At 73.0% G+C, this 14,951-nt stretch carries 16 protein-coding genes; 15 read left to right on the top strand and 1 reads right to left on the bottom strand.

All coding sequences use genetic code 11. The features are described 5' to 3' along the window. Positions 1-12: 12 nt before the first annotated feature. The 7 genes from ABZX90_RS23720 to ABZX90_RS23750 all read left to right on the top strand — a co-directional run bounded on the left by ABZX90_RS23720 (position 13) and on the right by ABZX90_RS23750 (position 6,937). Positions 13-384: a holo-ACP synthase gene (locus ABZX90_RS23720; protein WP_351126556.1), complete on the top strand. Its 372-nt coding sequence runs from the start codon at positions 13-15 to the stop codon at positions 382-384. A 308-nt stretch (positions 385-692) separates the two neighbouring features. After that, positions 693-2,123: an NAD(P)H-hydrate dehydratase gene (locus ABZX90_RS23725; protein ID WP_355207716.1), complete on the top strand. Its 1,431-nt coding sequence runs from the start codon at positions 693-695 to the stop codon at positions 2,121-2,123. A 299-nt stretch (positions 2,124-2,422) separates the two neighbouring features. Then, the gene (locus tag ABZX90_RS23730) at positions 2,423-3,316 is read left to right on the top strand and encodes a L,D-transpeptidase (protein WP_355207719.1); all 894 of its coding nucleotides are present in this window, start codon (positions 2,423-2,425) and stop codon (positions 3,314-3,316) included. A gap of 113 nt (positions 3,317-3,429) precedes the next feature. Continuing rightward, positions 3,430-4,602 carry an alanine racemase gene (gene alr / locus ABZX90_RS23735; protein WP_355207722.1) on the top strand — a complete coding sequence of 391 codons (1,173 nt, stop codon included), beginning with the start codon at positions 3,430-3,432 and terminating at the stop codon, positions 4,600-4,602. Positions 4,603-4,770: 168 nt separating this feature from the next. Continuing rightward, complete coding sequence (locus ABZX90_RS23740) at positions 4,771-6,006, top strand: alpha/beta hydrolase (protein ID WP_351126563.1); 1,236 nt, start codon at positions 4,771-4,773, stop codon at positions 6,004-6,006. Continuing rightward, positions 5,972-6,505 (top strand): tRNA (adenosine(37)-N6)-threonylcarbamoyltransferase complex ATPase subunit type 1 TsaE, encoded by a 534-nt coding sequence (gene tsaE / locus ABZX90_RS23745; RefSeq protein WP_351126565.1) that lies wholly within the window; start codon positions 5,972-5,974, stop codon positions 6,503-6,505. The genes ABZX90_RS23740 and tsaE overlap by 35 nt, the downstream gene beginning before the upstream one ends. Before the next feature lie 243 nt (positions 6,506-6,748). After that, on the top strand, positions 6,749-6,937 hold the full coding sequence (locus ABZX90_RS23750) for a hypothetical protein (protein ID WP_351126667.1): 189 nt from the start codon (positions 6,749-6,751) through the stop codon (positions 6,935-6,937). A 180-nt stretch (positions 6,938-7,117) separates the two neighbouring features. Here ABZX90_RS23750 and ABZX90_RS23755 read toward each other — a convergent pair whose 3' ends face one another. Then, positions 7,118-7,672 carry a hypothetical protein gene (locus tag ABZX90_RS23755; protein WP_351126566.1) on the bottom strand — a complete coding sequence of 185 codons (555 nt, stop codon included), beginning with the start codon at positions 7,670-7,672 and terminating at the stop codon, positions 7,118-7,120. Between the two features lie 109 nt (positions 7,673-7,781). On the opposite strand from ABZX90_RS23755, the gene tsaB reads away from it, so the two are divergent. The 8 genes from tsaB to ABZX90_RS23795 all read left to right on the top strand — a co-directional run bounded on the left by tsaB (position 7,782) and on the right by ABZX90_RS23795 (position 14,878). Further along, positions 7,782-8,435 (top strand): tRNA (adenosine(37)-N6)-threonylcarbamoyltransferase complex dimerization subunit type 1 TsaB, encoded by a 654-nt coding sequence (gene tsaB, locus ABZX90_RS23760; RefSeq protein ID WP_355207727.1) that lies wholly within the window; start codon positions 7,782-7,784, stop codon positions 8,433-8,435. A gap of 17 nt (positions 8,436-8,452) precedes the next feature. Then, positions 8,453-8,926 (top strand): ribosomal protein S18-alanine N-acetyltransferase, encoded by a 474-nt coding sequence (gene rimI, locus ABZX90_RS23765; RefSeq protein ID WP_351126655.1) that lies wholly within the window; start codon positions 8,453-8,455, stop codon positions 8,924-8,926. Next, positions 8,919-10,022, top strand: a complete 1,104-nt coding sequence (gene tsaD, locus ABZX90_RS23770; RefSeq protein ID WP_355207730.1) for a tRNA (adenosine(37)-N6)-threonylcarbamoyltransferase complex transferase subunit TsaD — start codon at positions 8,919-8,921, stop codon at positions 10,020-10,022. Before rimI ends, tsaD begins: the two co-directional genes overlap by 8 nt. Continuing rightward, complete coding sequence (locus ABZX90_RS23775; RefSeq protein ID WP_355207732.1) at positions 10,019-10,270, top strand: hypothetical protein; 252 nt, start codon at positions 10,019-10,021, stop codon at positions 10,268-10,270. The genes tsaD and ABZX90_RS23775 overlap by 4 nt, the downstream gene beginning before the upstream one ends. A gap of 189 nt (positions 10,271-10,459) precedes the next feature. Beyond that, positions 10,460-11,482: a LacI family DNA-binding transcriptional regulator gene (locus ABZX90_RS23780; RefSeq protein ID WP_351126657.1), complete on the top strand. Its 1,023-nt coding sequence runs from the start codon at positions 10,460-10,462 to the stop codon at positions 11,480-11,482. A 240-nt stretch (positions 11,483-11,722) separates the two neighbouring features. Then, on the top strand, positions 11,723-13,018 hold the full coding sequence (locus ABZX90_RS23785) for an extracellular solute-binding protein (protein ID WP_355207816.1): 1,296 nt from the start codon (positions 11,723-11,725) through the stop codon (positions 13,016-13,018). A gap of 10 nt (positions 13,019-13,028) precedes the next feature. After that, positions 13,029-14,033, top strand: a complete 1,005-nt coding sequence (locus ABZX90_RS23790; protein ID WP_355207735.1) for a sugar ABC transporter permease — start codon at positions 13,029-13,031, stop codon at positions 14,031-14,033. After that, positions 14,030-14,878 carry a carbohydrate ABC transporter permease gene (locus ABZX90_RS23795; RefSeq protein WP_351126576.1) on the top strand — a complete coding sequence of 283 codons (849 nt, stop codon included), beginning with the start codon at positions 14,030-14,032 and terminating at the stop codon, positions 14,876-14,878. The genes ABZX90_RS23790 and ABZX90_RS23795 overlap by 4 nt, the downstream gene beginning before the upstream one ends. Positions 14,879-14,951: the final 73 nt, after the last annotated feature.

Below are 14,951 nucleotides of genomic sequence, written 5' to 3' on the forward strand. Positions count from 1 at the left end.
TAGGGTGCGGGCATGAGCATCATCGGGGTCGGTATCGACGTGGCCGAGATCGACCGGTTCCGGGCGTCGCTGGAGCGGACGCCCGGGCTGGCCGAACGCCTTTTCGTGGAGCGTGAGTTGCTGCTGCCCAGCGGCGAGCGGCGGGGTATCGCCTCGCTCGCGGCCCGGTTCGCGGCGAAGGAGGCGCTCGCCAAGGCGCTGGGCGCCCCTGCGGGGCTGCACTGGACGGACGCCGAGGTCTTCGTCGAGGACAGCGGTCAGCCGCGGCTGCGCGTGAAGGGCACGGTGGCGGCCCGGGCGGCCGAACTCGGCGTGCGTTCCTGGCATGTGTCGCTCAGTCATGACGCCGGGGTGGCTTCGGCGGTGGTGGTGGCGGAGGGGTAGTCGGGGCGGCGGTTCGGCGGTCCGGGACGGTCGGTCGTGGCCGGGGCGTGCGGCGGTCCGGGAGGGTCGGTGGTGGCCGGGGCGGTACGGCGGTTCCGGGGAAGCCCGTTGTGGGCGGGGCGGGTACGGCGGCCGGAAGGGCCCGCGCCCCAGCGGGGTGGTTCGGTGGTCCGGGTGAGCCCGCTCCGGCCGGGGCGGGCGCGGTGGGCGCCGGGAGTGCCTGCGTCGCCGGGGGCGGGCGCGGTGGGTCGGGAGGGCTCGCTCCGGACGGGGCGCACGGTGTGCGCCGGTGCGGGAGACTCGGCAGCATGCGTACTGCGTACAGCGTGGAGACCGTAAGGGCCGCCGAACGGGAGCTGATGGCACGGCTTCCCGAGGGGGCGTTGATGCAACGGGCGGCCGCCGGGCTCGCCGCCGCCTGCGCGGACCTGCTGGGCCGGGTGTACGGCCGCCGGGTGGTGCTGATGGTGGGCAGCGGCGACAACGGGGGCGACGCCCTGTACGCCGGGGCGCGGCTCGCCCGGCGCGGCGCCGGCGTCACCGCGGTGCTGCTCGCCCCCGAACGGACCCACGCCGGAGGACTGGCGGCGCTGCTGGCCGCGGGCGGCACCTCGGCAGCGCCCGCCGCCGCCGAACCCCTCGTGCGGCGGGCCGACCTCGTCGTCGACGGCATCGTCGGGATCGGCGGCAAGGGCGGCCTGCGGCCGGACGCCGCGCGGCTCGCCGAGCTCGCGCACGCGTCCCGTGCCGCCGTCGTCGCCGTCGATCTGCCGAGCGGTGTCGAGGCGGACACCGGAGAGGTGCTCGGCGCCGCCGTCCGCGCCGATCTGACGGTCACCTTCGGCACCCACAAGCCGGGGCTGCTCATCGAACCGGCGCGCGGGTACGCCGGGTCCGTACGCCTCGTCGACATCGGGCTCGACCTGCCGGACCCGGCCGATCTGGAGGCTCTCCAGCACGCCGACGTGGCGGCCCGGCTGCCCCTGCCGGGGGCGGAGAGCGACAAGTACCGGCGCGGTGTCGTCGGGATCGCCGCGGGGTCCGCCCGCTACCCCGGAGCCGCGGTGCTAGCCGTGTCCGGGGCGCTGCGCGGCGGGGCCGGGGCCGTGCGGTACGTCGGGCCCGCGGCGGACGCCGTCATCGCACGCTTTCCCGAGACGCTGGTGTCCGACACGGGGCCGTCGAAGGCGGGCCGGGTGCAGGCCTGGGTGGTGGGCCCCGGCGCCGGGGACGACGCCTCGGCGGTCGCGGAGGTGCTGGACGCGGATGTGCCGGTGCTGGTGGACGCGGACGGGCTGCGGCTCGCCGAGCGGGGGACCGTACGGGCCCGCAGCGCGCCGACGCTGATGACCCCGCACGCCGGGGAGGCGGCCGCGCTGCTCGGGGTCGCGCGGGAGGCGGTGGAGGCGGCCCGGCTCGCTTCCGTGCGGGAGCTCGCGGGGCTGTACGGGGCGACCGTGCTGCTCAAGGGGGCGACGACCCTGGTCGCCGATCCCGCGGGCGGGGCGGTACGGGTGAACGCGACGGGGACGGCGTGGCTGGCCACCGCGGGGAGCGGGGACGTGCTGTCGGGGCTGGCGGGGTCGCTGCTGGCGGCGGGGCTGAGCGCGCTCGACGCGGGGAGCGTCGCCGCGTATCTGCACGGGCTCGCGGGGCGCTTCGCGGCGGACGGAGCGCCCGCCGGTGCGCACGACGTGGCCGCCGCGATCCCGGAGGCGTGGCGGGACGTACGCGACTGACCGCCGGGCGGCCCCGTTCCCGCACGTGCCTCCTGACCGGGCGAGCCCGGGAGCCGCTGCGCGCGGGCACCGGCTTCGGGCTGAAGAGCCTGAGGGGCCTGAGGGCCCTAAGGGACTAAGGGGCCGGGAGGCCGGAGGGACCACAGGGCCGGGGAGGGTGGCCGGACGGGTCTGAAAGGTGTCGTCCGCACGCGCCGGACGGGCCGGACCTCGGCCCCCCCGGACGCGTTGCCCAGATCGGGCGACCCTTTCCGCGCGGCTCACCCGGGGGCTTCGCGTCGTTGCGTATGGCTGATCTCATGATGAGCAGACGAAGCGTGTGCCGGGGGATCGCGGTGCTGCTGGCGGTGGTGGCGGCCGTGCCCGCGGGGACGGTGGCGGCCGTGTCCGCGCCGCCGGTACCCGCCTCCGGTTCCGTCGGCGCGTCGGCGCCCGCCGCGGTGAGAGGTTCCCGTCCGCCCTGGCAGGACGGGAACCCCGGCCCGGTGCGGCCACCGGCCGTGGACACGCCAACCGCCGGGGAGGACGCGCGGGATCCGCGGGACGCGCCCGCGGACGAGCCGGTCGATCACGTGCCGTTCGGCGACGCGGGCGCCCGTCCGGCGGTGGCGTGCGGCGGGCGGACGGGCCGGTACCAGCGGCGGGTCGAGCGGTGGCTGAAGCGGAGGGTGGACGGGAAGCAGTCGGCGGCCGACTGCCGGGCCATCCGCGCCTTCCAGATCAAGCAGGGCATCGAGCCGGCCAGTGGATTCGCCGGACCGCTGACCTGGGCCCGTATGCGGCTGCTCTCCGCCCGGAGCGCCCCGGACGCCTCTCCCGCCTGTCCGGCCCGCTCCTACCGGGTCGCCTGCGTCGATCTCACCCGTCGGCTCACCTGGGTGCAGCAGGGCGGCAAGGTCCTGTACGGGCCGGTGCCGATGCGCAGCGGCGGGGCCGGGCACCGCACCAGAACCGGCTGGTTCACGATCTACCTGAGGCACCGGAACCACTGGTCGACCCTGTACAACACCCCCATGCCGTACGCCCAGTTCTTCAGCGGCGGGCAGGCCTTCCACGCCATCCACGGCAGCATCCGCACGGTCGGCGGTTCGATGGGCTGCGTCAATCTGCGGCTCACCGACGCCCGCGGCCTCTGGAAGGTGCTCAGGACCGGTGACCGCGTCTACGTCTGGGGCCGAAGGTCCGGCGGCTAGTGCCGGAGCACCGGCCCGTGGCACCGGCCCCCGGCCGTCCCGGGGCCGTCCCCGGCCCGTCCCGGGGACCGGCGCCGGAAGGCTGTCCCGCCGCTCTGAGAGACTGGGGCGCGATGACAGAGACACCACACCCGCGGACGGCACCCCTGCGCGCCCGCGCCGAGATCGATCTGGCCGCCCTGCGAGCCAACGTGCGGACCCTGCGTGCCCACGCGCCGACCGCGGCCCTGATGGCCGTGGTCAAGTCCGACGCGTACGGCCACGGCGCGGTCCCGTGTGCCCGCGCGGCGCGCGAGGCGGGCGCCACCTGGCTCGGCACGGCCACCCCGGAGGAGGCGCTCGCCCTGCGGGCGGCCGGCCTGCCGGGGCGCATCATGTGCTGGCTCTGGACCCCGGGCGGCCCCTGGGCGGAGGCCATCGAGGCCGATGTCGACGTGTCGGTCAGCGGGATGTGGGCGCTGCGGGAGGTCGTGGTGGCCGCCGAGGCCGTCGGCGCGCCCGCCCGGGTGCAGCTCAAGGCCGACACCGGCCTCGGGCGCGGCGGCTGCCAGCCCGCCGACTGGCCGGAGCTCGTCACCGGGGCCCTGGCCGCCGAGGCGCGCGGGCTGATCACCGTCACCGGGCTCTGGTCGCACTTCGCCTGCGCCGACGAGCCGGGGCACCCCTCGATCCAGGCCCAGCTCGCGCTCTTCCGCGAGATGGTCGCGTACGCCGAGGAGCAGGGCGCGCGCCCCGAGGTGCGGCACATCGCCAACTCGCCCGCGACGCTGACCCTCCCCGAGAGCCACTTCGACCTCGTACGCACCGGGATCGCGGTCTACGGGATCTCGCCGAGCCCGGAGCTCGGCACCCCGGCCGACTTCGGACTGCGCCCGGTGATGACGCTGAGCGCGTCGATCGCGCTGGTGAAGCACGTTCCGGCCGGCCACGGCGTGAGCTACGGCCATCACTACATCACCCCCGGCGAGACCACGCTCGGCCTCGTCCCCGTCGGCTACGCGGACGGCATCCCGCGGCACGCCTCCGGCACCGGCCCCGTCCTGGTCGGCGGCAAATGGCGTACGGTCGCGGGCCGGGTCGCCATGGACCAGTTCGTCGTCGACCTCGGCGGTGACGAGCCGGAGCCCGGCGCCCCGGCGGTCCTGTTCGGGCCCGGCGACGGCGGTGAGCCGACGGCCGAGGACTGGGCGCGCGCGGCGGGCACGATCGCGTATGAAATCGTCACGCGCATCGGAACCCGTGTTCCACGCGTCTACGTGAATGTGAAAGAGGAACAAGACGGGTAACACCCCTTAGTCGAACAGGCGCGCGGGGCCCGGCGAGCGGAGAGCGGCGGGCGGCACACGGCGGACGGGAGCCGGACCGAAGCGCGCACGGCCGACAGCGCACAGCCGCAGAACACAGCCGACAGAACACAGCCGAGAGCCGGCAGCCGGAGCGAAGAGGAGCGGGACGTGAGCGAGAGCAGCGCGGAGGCCGTCGTGAGCACGGCCTCGGCGGCCGCCGCCTCCGCCGGGAACTGGCGCAAGGCCGGAGTCGCCGGCGCCGCGATAGGCGTGGTCGCGGCGGGCGCCGCGGCCGGAGTCGCGATCGAGCGGCTCACGGTCGGCCGCGGCATGCGCATGAAGGCGCGCCTCGCCCTCGACTCCACCGGCCCGTACGGCACGCTGCGCGGCACGCCCGGCAAGGCGTACGCCGACGACGGCACCGAGCTGTACTACGAGGTCGACGAGGCCGAGCCGGAGGCCTCGCTCGCCCCGCGCCGGCGCAGGCTCTTCGGCCGAAAGGCCCCCGCCCCCGTCACCGTCGTCTTCAGCCACGGCTACTGCCTCAACCAGGACTCCTGGCACTTCCAGCGCGCCGCGCTGCGCGGTGTCGTGCGCACTGTGCACTGGGACCAGCGCAGCCACGGGCGGTCCGGGCGGGGCGTGGCCCAGCTGGAGGACCGGACGCCGCTCACCATCGACCAGCTCGGCCGCGACCTGCTGGCCGTCATAGAGGCGGCGGTGCCCGAGGGCCCGATCGTGCTCGTCGGGCACTCCATGGGCGGCATGACCGTGATGGCTCTCGCCGACCAGTTCCCCGAGCTCATCCGCGACCGGGTCGTCGCCGTCGCCCTGGTCGGTACGTCGTCGGGGCGACTCGGCGAGGTCAACTTCGGGCTGCCCGTCGCGGGCGTCAACGCCGTGCGGCGCGTGCTCCCCGGTGTGCTGAAGGCGCTCGGGCAGCAGGCCGCCCTGGTGGAGCGGGGACGGCGGGCCACGGCCGACCTGTTCGCCGGGGTCATCAAGCGGTACTCGTTCGCGAGCCGGGACGTCGACCCGGCCATCGAGCGGTTCGCCGAGCGGATGATCGAGGGCACGCCGATCGACGTGGTCGCCGAGTTCTACCCGGCGTTCACCGAGCACGACAAGACGGCCGCGCTCGCCCGTTTCACCGAGATGCCCGTCCTCGTCCTCGCCGGGGTCAAGGACCTGGTGACGCCGAGCGAGCACAGCGAGGCCATCGCCGACCTGCTGCCGGACGCGGAACTGGTGCTCGTCCCCGACGCGGGACACCTGGTCATGCTGGAGCACCCCGAGGTCGTCATAGACCGCCTCGCCGACCTCCTGATGCGCGCGGGAGCCGTGCCGGCAGGGGCTACCGTTGGCGGCTATGGAAGCACCAGCAGCAGCGCACAACCCGGCTGAGCCCGCCCAGGACGGCGTCGGCGTGCAGATCACCGTCAACTCTCCCGAACAGATGCAGGAGTTGGGCCGCAGGCTGGCCAAACTGCTGCGCGCGGGCGACCTCGTGATGCTGAACGGGGAGCTGGGCGCGGGCAAGACCACGCTGACCCGCGGACTCGGTGAGGGTCTCGGCGTCCGCGGCGCGGTCACCTCGCCGACCTTCGTCATCGCCCGCGTGCACCCCTCGCTGGGTGACGGACCGCCGCTCGTGCACGTGGACGCGTACCGCCTCGGCGGCGGGCTGGACGAGATGGAGGACCTCGACCTTGACGTCTCGCTCTCCGACTCCGTGATCGTCGTGGAGTGGGGCGAGGGCAAGGTCGAGGAGCTGACCGAGGACCGGCTGCACGTCGTCATCCACCGGGCCGTCGGGGACACCACGGACGAGGTGCGGCACGTGACGGTCACGGGACTCGGGACGCGCTGGGCCGCGGCGGATCTGACCGTGCTCGCGGCCTGAGCGCATCCCGAGCGCATCCCGAGTGCGGCCCGGGCGCTTCTGAGCGCGGTCTGAGCGGGGCCTGAACTCGGCTTGAGCGCGGATTTCGTGGCGCGGGCCCCTTTTCGCTCGTACATTCGGCCAACGTTCCGACAGGACGTCGGCAAGATATTGCGTTCGGCGTCCCGGCCGTGGTCACATGGACATCACTTCGTAGTTAGGTCTACCTAACCGCGCTTGCCCCCGAAGCCCGAGGAGGCGTCCATGGCGGCTTCAGAGCCGGCCGCAGTGCCGGCTTCAGAACGTGACGTGCCGGCGGCGCCGCGCGCGACGGCCGGGGTGTCGATGCGGGATCTGCTGGCGGCGTGCGCCGCGGCGGAGGCGGTGTCCAGGCCGCCCCGTGCGCCCCTGAGTGAGCCGCGCGTCACCGAGCACCCCCGCAAGGCCGCCTGACGCCGCTGCGGCGGGGGAGGATCATGGTCCCGCGAGGCCGCCCGACGGGATCGCACCCGTGCGGGGATCCTGGTCCCGGGATGTCGCGCGGGGCCGCGCGAGGGCGGCGTGGCCGGGCGTGGATCGTGGCCGTGCGGGCCGTCCCGCGAGGCCGCGCCGCGTCGGCGCGGCCAGCCGTCGTTACTTGACCACGACGACCTTCGCGCCCACGGTCGCGAACGCCCACATCGCGTCGCCGTCGGCACGCGACGCGCGGATGCCGCCGAGCTTCTTCTCGGGATCCGGGGCATCGGTGGAGCCGTCCACCGCGGCGCTGAAACCGATCACGACACCCTTGACCAGCGTGAACCGTACGACGTGCTCGATCTGCGTCCCGTCGGACCCGGTGACCGAGCCCGCCCGCGTCGTGACGGCGTAGGTGCCGGCGGCCGGGTCGACCGTGCCCGGGGTGACCTTGAAGGTGCGCCGCACCTTGTTGCCCGCGCCGACCAGCCACACCCGGTCGTCGGCGGTCGAGTAGACGACCCGCACACCGGTGCCGGACAGGGCCGGCAGCGCGTTCGGGTTCTTCTTGCCCTGGGGTGCCTTGGGGACGGACGACTTGGCCGACACGCTCGCGCTCGGCTTGCCCAGGGTGTCCGGAACGTTCGCGGACGCCTGGAAGGCGAGGAAGCCGACTGCGGCGATCGCCGCCACGGTGAGCCCGGCCACGAATCCCGAGCTGCTCCTAGCCACGTTGTACGCCACCTCTCGACCTTCGTACGTCCTTGCTGTGACGGTAGCAGCCGAGGGACGGGAGTCCCGGGCGGCCTTGCGTCAGGCTCCGGCGCCGTAGGCTGTTTGCGTGCTCTTGCTCGCTCTGGATACCGCCACCCCCGCCGTGACCGTCGCCCTGCACGACGGCACGTCCGTCATCGCCTCGTCGAGCCAGGTGGACGCGCGCCGGCACGGGGAGCTGCTGCTGCCGGCCGTCGACCGGGTGCTCACCGAGGCAGGCCTCAAGCTGGACGCCGTCACCGGCATCGTCGTGGGCGTCGGCCCCGGCCCCTACACGGGGCTGCGCGTCGGCCTCATGACAGCCGACACCTTCGGGCTCGCGCTCGGCGTGCCCGTGCACGGCCTGTGCACCCTCGACGGGCTCGCGTACGCGGCCGACATCGAGGGTCCCTTCGTCGTGGCCACGGACGCCCGGCGCAAGGAGGTCTACTGGGCGCGGTACGCCGACCCCCGCACCCGGGTGTCGGAGCCCGCCGTGGACCGCCCGGCCGAGATCGCCGAATCGGTCGCCGGACTGCCCGCCGTCGGCGCGGGCGCGCTCCTGTACCCCGACACCTTCCCCGACGCCCGCGCGCCCGAGTACGTATCGGCCGCCGCGCTCGCCTCCCTGGCCGCGGAGAAGCTGGCCGCGGGCGAGGAACCGGAGCCGCCCCGGCCGCTGTACCTGCGCCGCCCGGACGCCCAGGTGCCCAAGAACTACAAGGTGGTCACCCCCAAGTGACCGCCGTGCTGCGCGAGATGCGCTGGTGGGACATCGATCCCGTCCTGGAGCTGGAGAAGGAGCTCTTCCCCGTCGACGCCTGGTCCCGGGGCATGTTCTGGTCCGAGCTGGCCCACTCCCGCGGACCCCAGGCGACCCGGCGCTATCTGGTCGCCTGCGACGGCGACCGGCTCGTCGGATACGCCGGGCTCGCCGCCTCGGGAGACCTGGGCGACGTGCAGACCATCGCGGTGCGGCGGGACCAGTGGGGCACCGGCCTCGGCTCCCGGCTGCTCACCGAGCTGCTGCGGGCCGCGAGCGCCTTCGACTGCGCCGAGGTGATGCTCGAATGCCGCGTGGACAACGTCCGCGCGCAGAAGCTGTACGAGCGCTTCGGCTTCGAGCCCATCGGCTTCAGACGCGGCTACTACCAGCCGGGGAACGTGGACGCCCTCGTGATGCGCCTGCACGACCCCTCCGCCTCCGTACAAGGAACAGAGACCCATGGCTGACGAACCTCTCGTCCTCGGCATCGAGACCTCCTGCGACGAGACCGGTGTCGGCATCGTCCGCGGTACCACCCTGCTCGCGGACGCGATCGCGTCGAGCGTCGACGAGCACGCGCGCTTCGGCGGAGTCGTGCCGGAGGTCGCCTCCCGGGCGCACCTGGAGGCGATGGTGCCGACCATCGAGCGGGCGCTGAAGGAGGCGGGGGTGTCGGCCAGGGACCTGGACGGCATCGCCGTCACCGCCGGACCCGGGCTCGCCGGGGCGCTGCTCGTCGGGGTCTCGGCCGCGAAGGCGTACGCGTACGCGCTCGGCAAGCCGCTGTACGGCGTCAACCACCTCGCCTCCCACATCTGTGTGGACCAGCTGGAGCACGGCGCGCTGCCGGAGCCGACGATGGCCCTGCTGGTGTCCGGCGGCCACTCGTCGCTGCTGCTGTCCACCGACATCACCTCCGACGTCCGGCCGATGGGCGCGACCATCGACGACGCGGCAGGCGAGGCCTTCGACAAGATCGCGCGCGTGCTGAACCTCGGCTTCCCCGGCGGCCCGGTCATCGACCGGTACGCGAAGGAGGGCGACCCGAAGGCCATCGCGTTCCCGCGCGGACTCACCGGACCGCGCGATCCGGCCTACGACTTCTCCTTCTCCGGTCTGAAGACCTCCGTGGCCCGCTGGATCGAGGCCAAGCGGGCGGCGGGGGAGGACGTGCCGGTGCGTGACGTGGCCGCGTCCTTCCAGGAGGCCGTGGTGGACGTGCTCACCCGCAAGGCCGTCCGGGCCTGCAAGGACCAGGGTGTCGACCACCTCATGATCGGCGGTGGCGTGGCCGCCAACTCGCGGCTGCGCGTGCTCGCGCAGGAGCGCTGCGAGGCGGCCGGGATCCGGCTCAGGGTGCCGCGCCCCAAGCTGTGCACGGACAACGGCGCGATGGTCGCCGCGCTGGGCGCCGAGATGGTCGCCCGGAACCGGGCCGCCTCCGACTGGGACCTGTCCGCGGACTCGTCGCTGCCGGTGACGGACCCGCACGTGCCGGGGCGCGGGCATGCGCACACGCATGATCACGTGCACGAGGTAGCGAAGGAGAACCTGTACTCGTGAGCGTCGCGCTGATGTGGGAGGCCCGGGCCGTCGCCGGCCGGGGCGAGGAACTGCTCGCCTGGGTGCGGGGGCAGGAGATCCCCGGAGAGCCGGTGCGGCGGGAGATCCTGCGGGCACCCCAGGACCGGGTCCTCGTCATCACCTGGTGGGACGCGGCCTACGACGCCGAGTTGCCCGAACTGCCGGAGCCCGACGGGGAGTTGGTGACCCGGGCGGTGCACAGGTGGCGCTTCGAGTCGGTGGGCTGACGGCGGCCTGAGCCGAGCCGCCCCGCCGCTCCGCCCCCGGCCTCGGGCCGCTCCGCTTCCGGCCTCCGGTCACTCCGCCCCCGGCCGGGCTTCCCGTCGACCTGGGTTTTCCGGAAGACTCCTGCAAAGTTTCGTACGGGTGTGTGGAACCGTAGGGGAGTCTTGGACACGTCGACGGAGGTGGGCGCAGTGGCCCGGGAGAGCATCAAGAACAAGGTGACGATCACGGAGATCGCCCGGGAGGCCGGGGTCTCGGTGCCCACCGTGTCGCGTGTCGTCAACGGCCGCTCCGACGTGTCGCCGGAGACACGGGCCCGGGTCGAGGACCTGCTGCGCCACCACGGCTACCGGCGCAAGGCGTCCGCGCCCGGCGACCGGGCCGCCCTCATCGACCTGGTCTTCAACGACCTCGACAGCCCCTGGGCCGTGGAGATCATCCGCGGGGTCGAGGAGGTCGCGCACGCGGCGGGTGTCGGCACCGTGGTCTCCGCGATCCACGGCGCCTCCGGGTCCGCCCGGCAGTGGATGACCAACCTGCGGGCCCGCGCCTCGGACGGCGTGATCCTGGTGACCTCGGTCCTCGAACCCCGGCTGCACGAGGAGTTGCGGCGGCTCGGGGTGCCGCTCGTGGTGGTCGACCCGGCCGGCTCCCCGTCGCTGGAGGTGCCGACCGTCGGCGCCACCAACTGGGCGGGCGGGATGGCCGCGACGGAGCATCTGCTGGGCCTCGGCCATCGCCGGATCGGTTTCATCGCCGGACCGCCGCGGCTGATGTGCTCGCGGGCGCGGCTGGACGGGTACCGGGCGGCGCTGGAGGGCGCCGGTGTCGGTGTCGACGACGGTCTGATCGTGCCGGGGGACTTCTACCACGCGGCCGGCTTCGAGGGCTGCAACGCACTGCTCGACCTGGCCGAGCCGCCCACCGCGCTGTTCGCCGCGAGCGACCAGATGGCGCTGGGGGCGATCGAGGCGCTGCGGCGGCGGGGGCTGCGGGTGCCGGAGGACATGAGCGTCGTGGGGTTCGACGACCTGCCCGAGGTGCGCTGGTCGGCCCCGCCGCTGACCACCGTGCGCCAGCCGCTCGCCGACATGGGCAAGCTGGCGACCCGTACGGTCCTGCGGCTGGCCCTGGGGGAGGAGCCGGCGTCCCCCCGCGTCGAACTCGCCACCGAACTGGTGGTCCGAGCGAGCACGGCGACGCGGTCCGTCTGACCCGGCCGGTCCGACACAGGCGGTCCGCCTGAGCACGGCCATGCCTGAGCACAGCCACGCGGGGCATCCGTCGCGGGCCGTCCCCCGCCTGAGCGCGGCCGTACGGCCCGTCCGGCGCCTGCGGGCCCTCAACTCCGATATTTGTCAGGAGCGTTGACATACCTGTCCTACGCCCGTAACTTCCGTGCGCACTCGACCGATAATTTTCGGCACTCTTCCGGAAGGTGTGCGATGCGAGCGTTGGGCAACACCTCTCTTTCCCGCCGTGGGTTTCTGGCGGCCTCCGCCGCGACCGGACTGGGGGCGGCCGCCCTGAGCGCGTGCGGCTCGTCCGACAGCGGGAACAGCTCGGGCAAGACCACGATCGAGTGGTGGAACATCACCACCACACAGCCGGCGAAGAAGATCTGGGCCCAGCGCGCCAAGGACTTCGAGGCCGCGCACCCCGACGTGAAGATCAAGATCGTCACGCTGGAGAACGAGGCGTACAAGGCGAAGATGACAGCGCTGACCACCTCGGGAAAGCTGCCGGACATCTTCCACACCTGGGGCGGCGGAGTCCTCCGGCAGCAGATCGACGCGGGCCTCGTCGAGGACCTGACCGGCAAGGTCTCCTCCTGGACGAAGGACTACCTCCCGGCGGCGCTGGCGGCCTACCGGTTCGACGAGAAGACGTACGCCGTCCCGTTCGACATCGGCATGGTCGGCTTCTGGTACAACAAGGCGCTCTTCAAGAAGGCCAAGATCGACACCCCGCCCACCACCTGGTCCGGCTATCTCGACGCGGTCAAGGCGCTGAAGAGCGCCGGTGTCACGCCCATCGCCCTGGCCGGCAAGGAGAAGTGGCCCGGCATGTACTACTGGGCGTACCTCTCGATGCGCGTCGCCGGGCTCGACGCGATGCAGAAGGCCGCCACCGACGCCGACTTCACCGGCGACGGCTTCGTCAAGGCCGGTCAGCACCTCAAGGACCTCGTCGCCCTCGAACCCTTCCAGAACGGCTTCCTCGGCGCCGCCTACTCCACGCCGAACGGCGAGGCGGCCACCATGGGCAACGGCAAGGCGGCCATGGAACTGATGGGCCAGTGGGCGCCCGTCGTCGAGAACGACTCCGGCAAGGGCATAGGCAAAGACCTCGGCTTCTTCTCCTTCCCCGCCGTCGAGGGCGGAAAGGGCGCGCTCACCGAGGTGTTCGGCGGAGGCGGCGGACACGCGGTGCGCAAGGGGGCACCGGACGCGGCGGTGGAGTTCCTGAAGTTCTTCGCCGAGCGGGAGTTCGCCGCCAAGCTCGTCAAGGAGACCGGCCTGGTGCCCGTGTCCAAGGACGTGCGCTCCGCGCTGACCGACCCCAACCTCAGCGCCGTCTCGGACGCCCTCGCCTCGTCCACCGGCTTCCAGCTCTATCTCGACCAGGCGTACGCGCCCGCCGTCGGCCAGGAGATCAACGACAGCGTCGCCGGACTCATCGCCGGCTCCAAGTCCCCCGAGCAGGTAACGCGTTCGGTGACCCAGACCGCCAAGAGCGAGAAGAGCTAGCGGCCCCCCGATGACGCACTCGACGACCTCGACGTACCCACCGGTCATCGGCAAGCCCTCCGGGCCGGTGACCGGGTCCCCCGGTCCCACGGCGACGCCGCCCGCCCGGCGCCGGGTACGCGCCTGGCTGGGAGCGTTCGTCTTCACCGTCCCGGCGCTCGCGCTCTTCGGGCTGCTCGTCCTCGTCCCGATGGGCTACGCCTTCTACGTCAGCTTCTTCAACTGGGGCGGTTTCGGGGCGCCTTCGGACTCCGTGGGGTTCGCCAACTACACCCGGCTGCTCGACGACCCGGTGTTCCTCGGCGACCTGTGGCGCGGCTTCCTGCTCATCGTCTTCTCGATCGTGCTGCAACTGCCGTTCGCGCTCGCCATGGCCGTCCTGCTCAACCAGCGGCTGCGCGGCCGGGCCGTCTACCGGATGCTGTTCTTCGCGCCGTACGTCCTCTCCGAGGTCATCACCGGCGTGCTGTTCGGCATGATCTTCGCGCCGGACGACGGTCTCGCCGACAAACTGCTCGGCTCGATCGGTCTCGACGGCGTGGGCGGGCTCTGGTTCGCGGGCCAGAACACCGTGCTGCCGACCCTCTTCCTGGTCATGACCTGGAAGTACTTCGGCTTCCACATGATGCTGTACCTGGCCGGCCTCCAGGGCATTCCGGCCGAGCTGCACGAGGCGGCGCGCATCGACGGCGCCGGCGCCTGGCAGCGCTTCCGGCACATCACCCTGCCGCTGCTCGCACCGACCCTGCGGATCAGCGTGTTCCTGTCCGTGATCGGCGCCATCCAGCTCTTCGACCTGGTGTGGGTGATCTCCGCCGGGGGACCCGACCATCACTCCGAAACCATGGTCATCAGCATGTTCCAGTACGGCTTCAAGCGCTACCAGATGGGCTACGCCAGCGCCATCAGCGTGGCGATGTTCCTGATCAGCCTCGTCTTCGCCCTCGCCTACCAGCGCTTCGTGCTGCGCCGCGACACCGAAGGAGCCATCACCAGCATGCGAGCCAACCGATGAGCGCGCCGAAGGATGTCGTACGCCGCCGACGGCTGCGCAGCATCCCCGTGTACGTCGTCCTGTGGCTGGTCGCCGCCGTCATGGTGACGCCGCTGCTGTTCGCCCTCGTCTCCGGCTTCAAGACGACCGACCAGCTCTCCAGCAACGCCTTCGGCCTGCCGCACCCGTGGGTGACCTCGAACTACACGTCGCTGCTCGGCTCCGGCCCGTTCTGGCGGGCGGTCGGCAGCAGCACGCTGATCGCGGTGGCGACCGCCGTCCTGACCGTGGGTGTGTCGGCGCTGGCCGCCTACGCGCTGGCTCGGTTCGCCTTCCGGGGGCGGGAGGTGCTGTTCACCGTCTTCACCATGGGGCTGATGTTCCCGTTCGCCGTGGCGATCCTGCCGCTGTTCATCCTGCTGCGCACCGTCGGGCTGCTCGACAACCCCTGGGGCGTGATCCTGCCCCAGGCGGCGTTCGGACTGCCGCTGACGATCGTCATCCTGCGCGGCTTCTTCCGGGAGATCCCGGGAGAGCTGGAGGAGGCGGCGACCCTCGACGGCTGCTCCGCCTTCGGCTTCTTCTGGCGCATCCTGCTGCCGCTGGCCCGCCCCGCGCTCGGCACGGTCTCGGTGCTGGCCATCGTCGGGAGCTGGAACAACTTCCTGCTGCCCCTGCTCGTCTTCAGCGAACCCACCTGGTGGACGGTCCCCGTCGGAATCCAGCAGTTCCAGGGCCAGTACGCCTCCGACGTGGCCCGCATCTTCGCCTACCTGGTGCTCGCCATGGCACCCGCCCTGGCCTTCTACGCGGTCGCCGAACGACAGCTGATCGGCGGCATCACGCTCGGCGCGACGAAGGGCTGAGACAGCGCACGGGTCCGGTCGCGGTCCTCGCGGATTCCCGGACACCCCGGGTCCCCCGGACCACCCGGACACC

The organism is Streptomyces sp. NPDC002935 (genome assembly GCF_040611295.1).
In the GTDB taxonomy this organism is placed as follows: domain Bacteria; phylum Actinomycetota; class Actinomycetes; order Streptomycetales; family Streptomycetaceae; genus Streptomyces.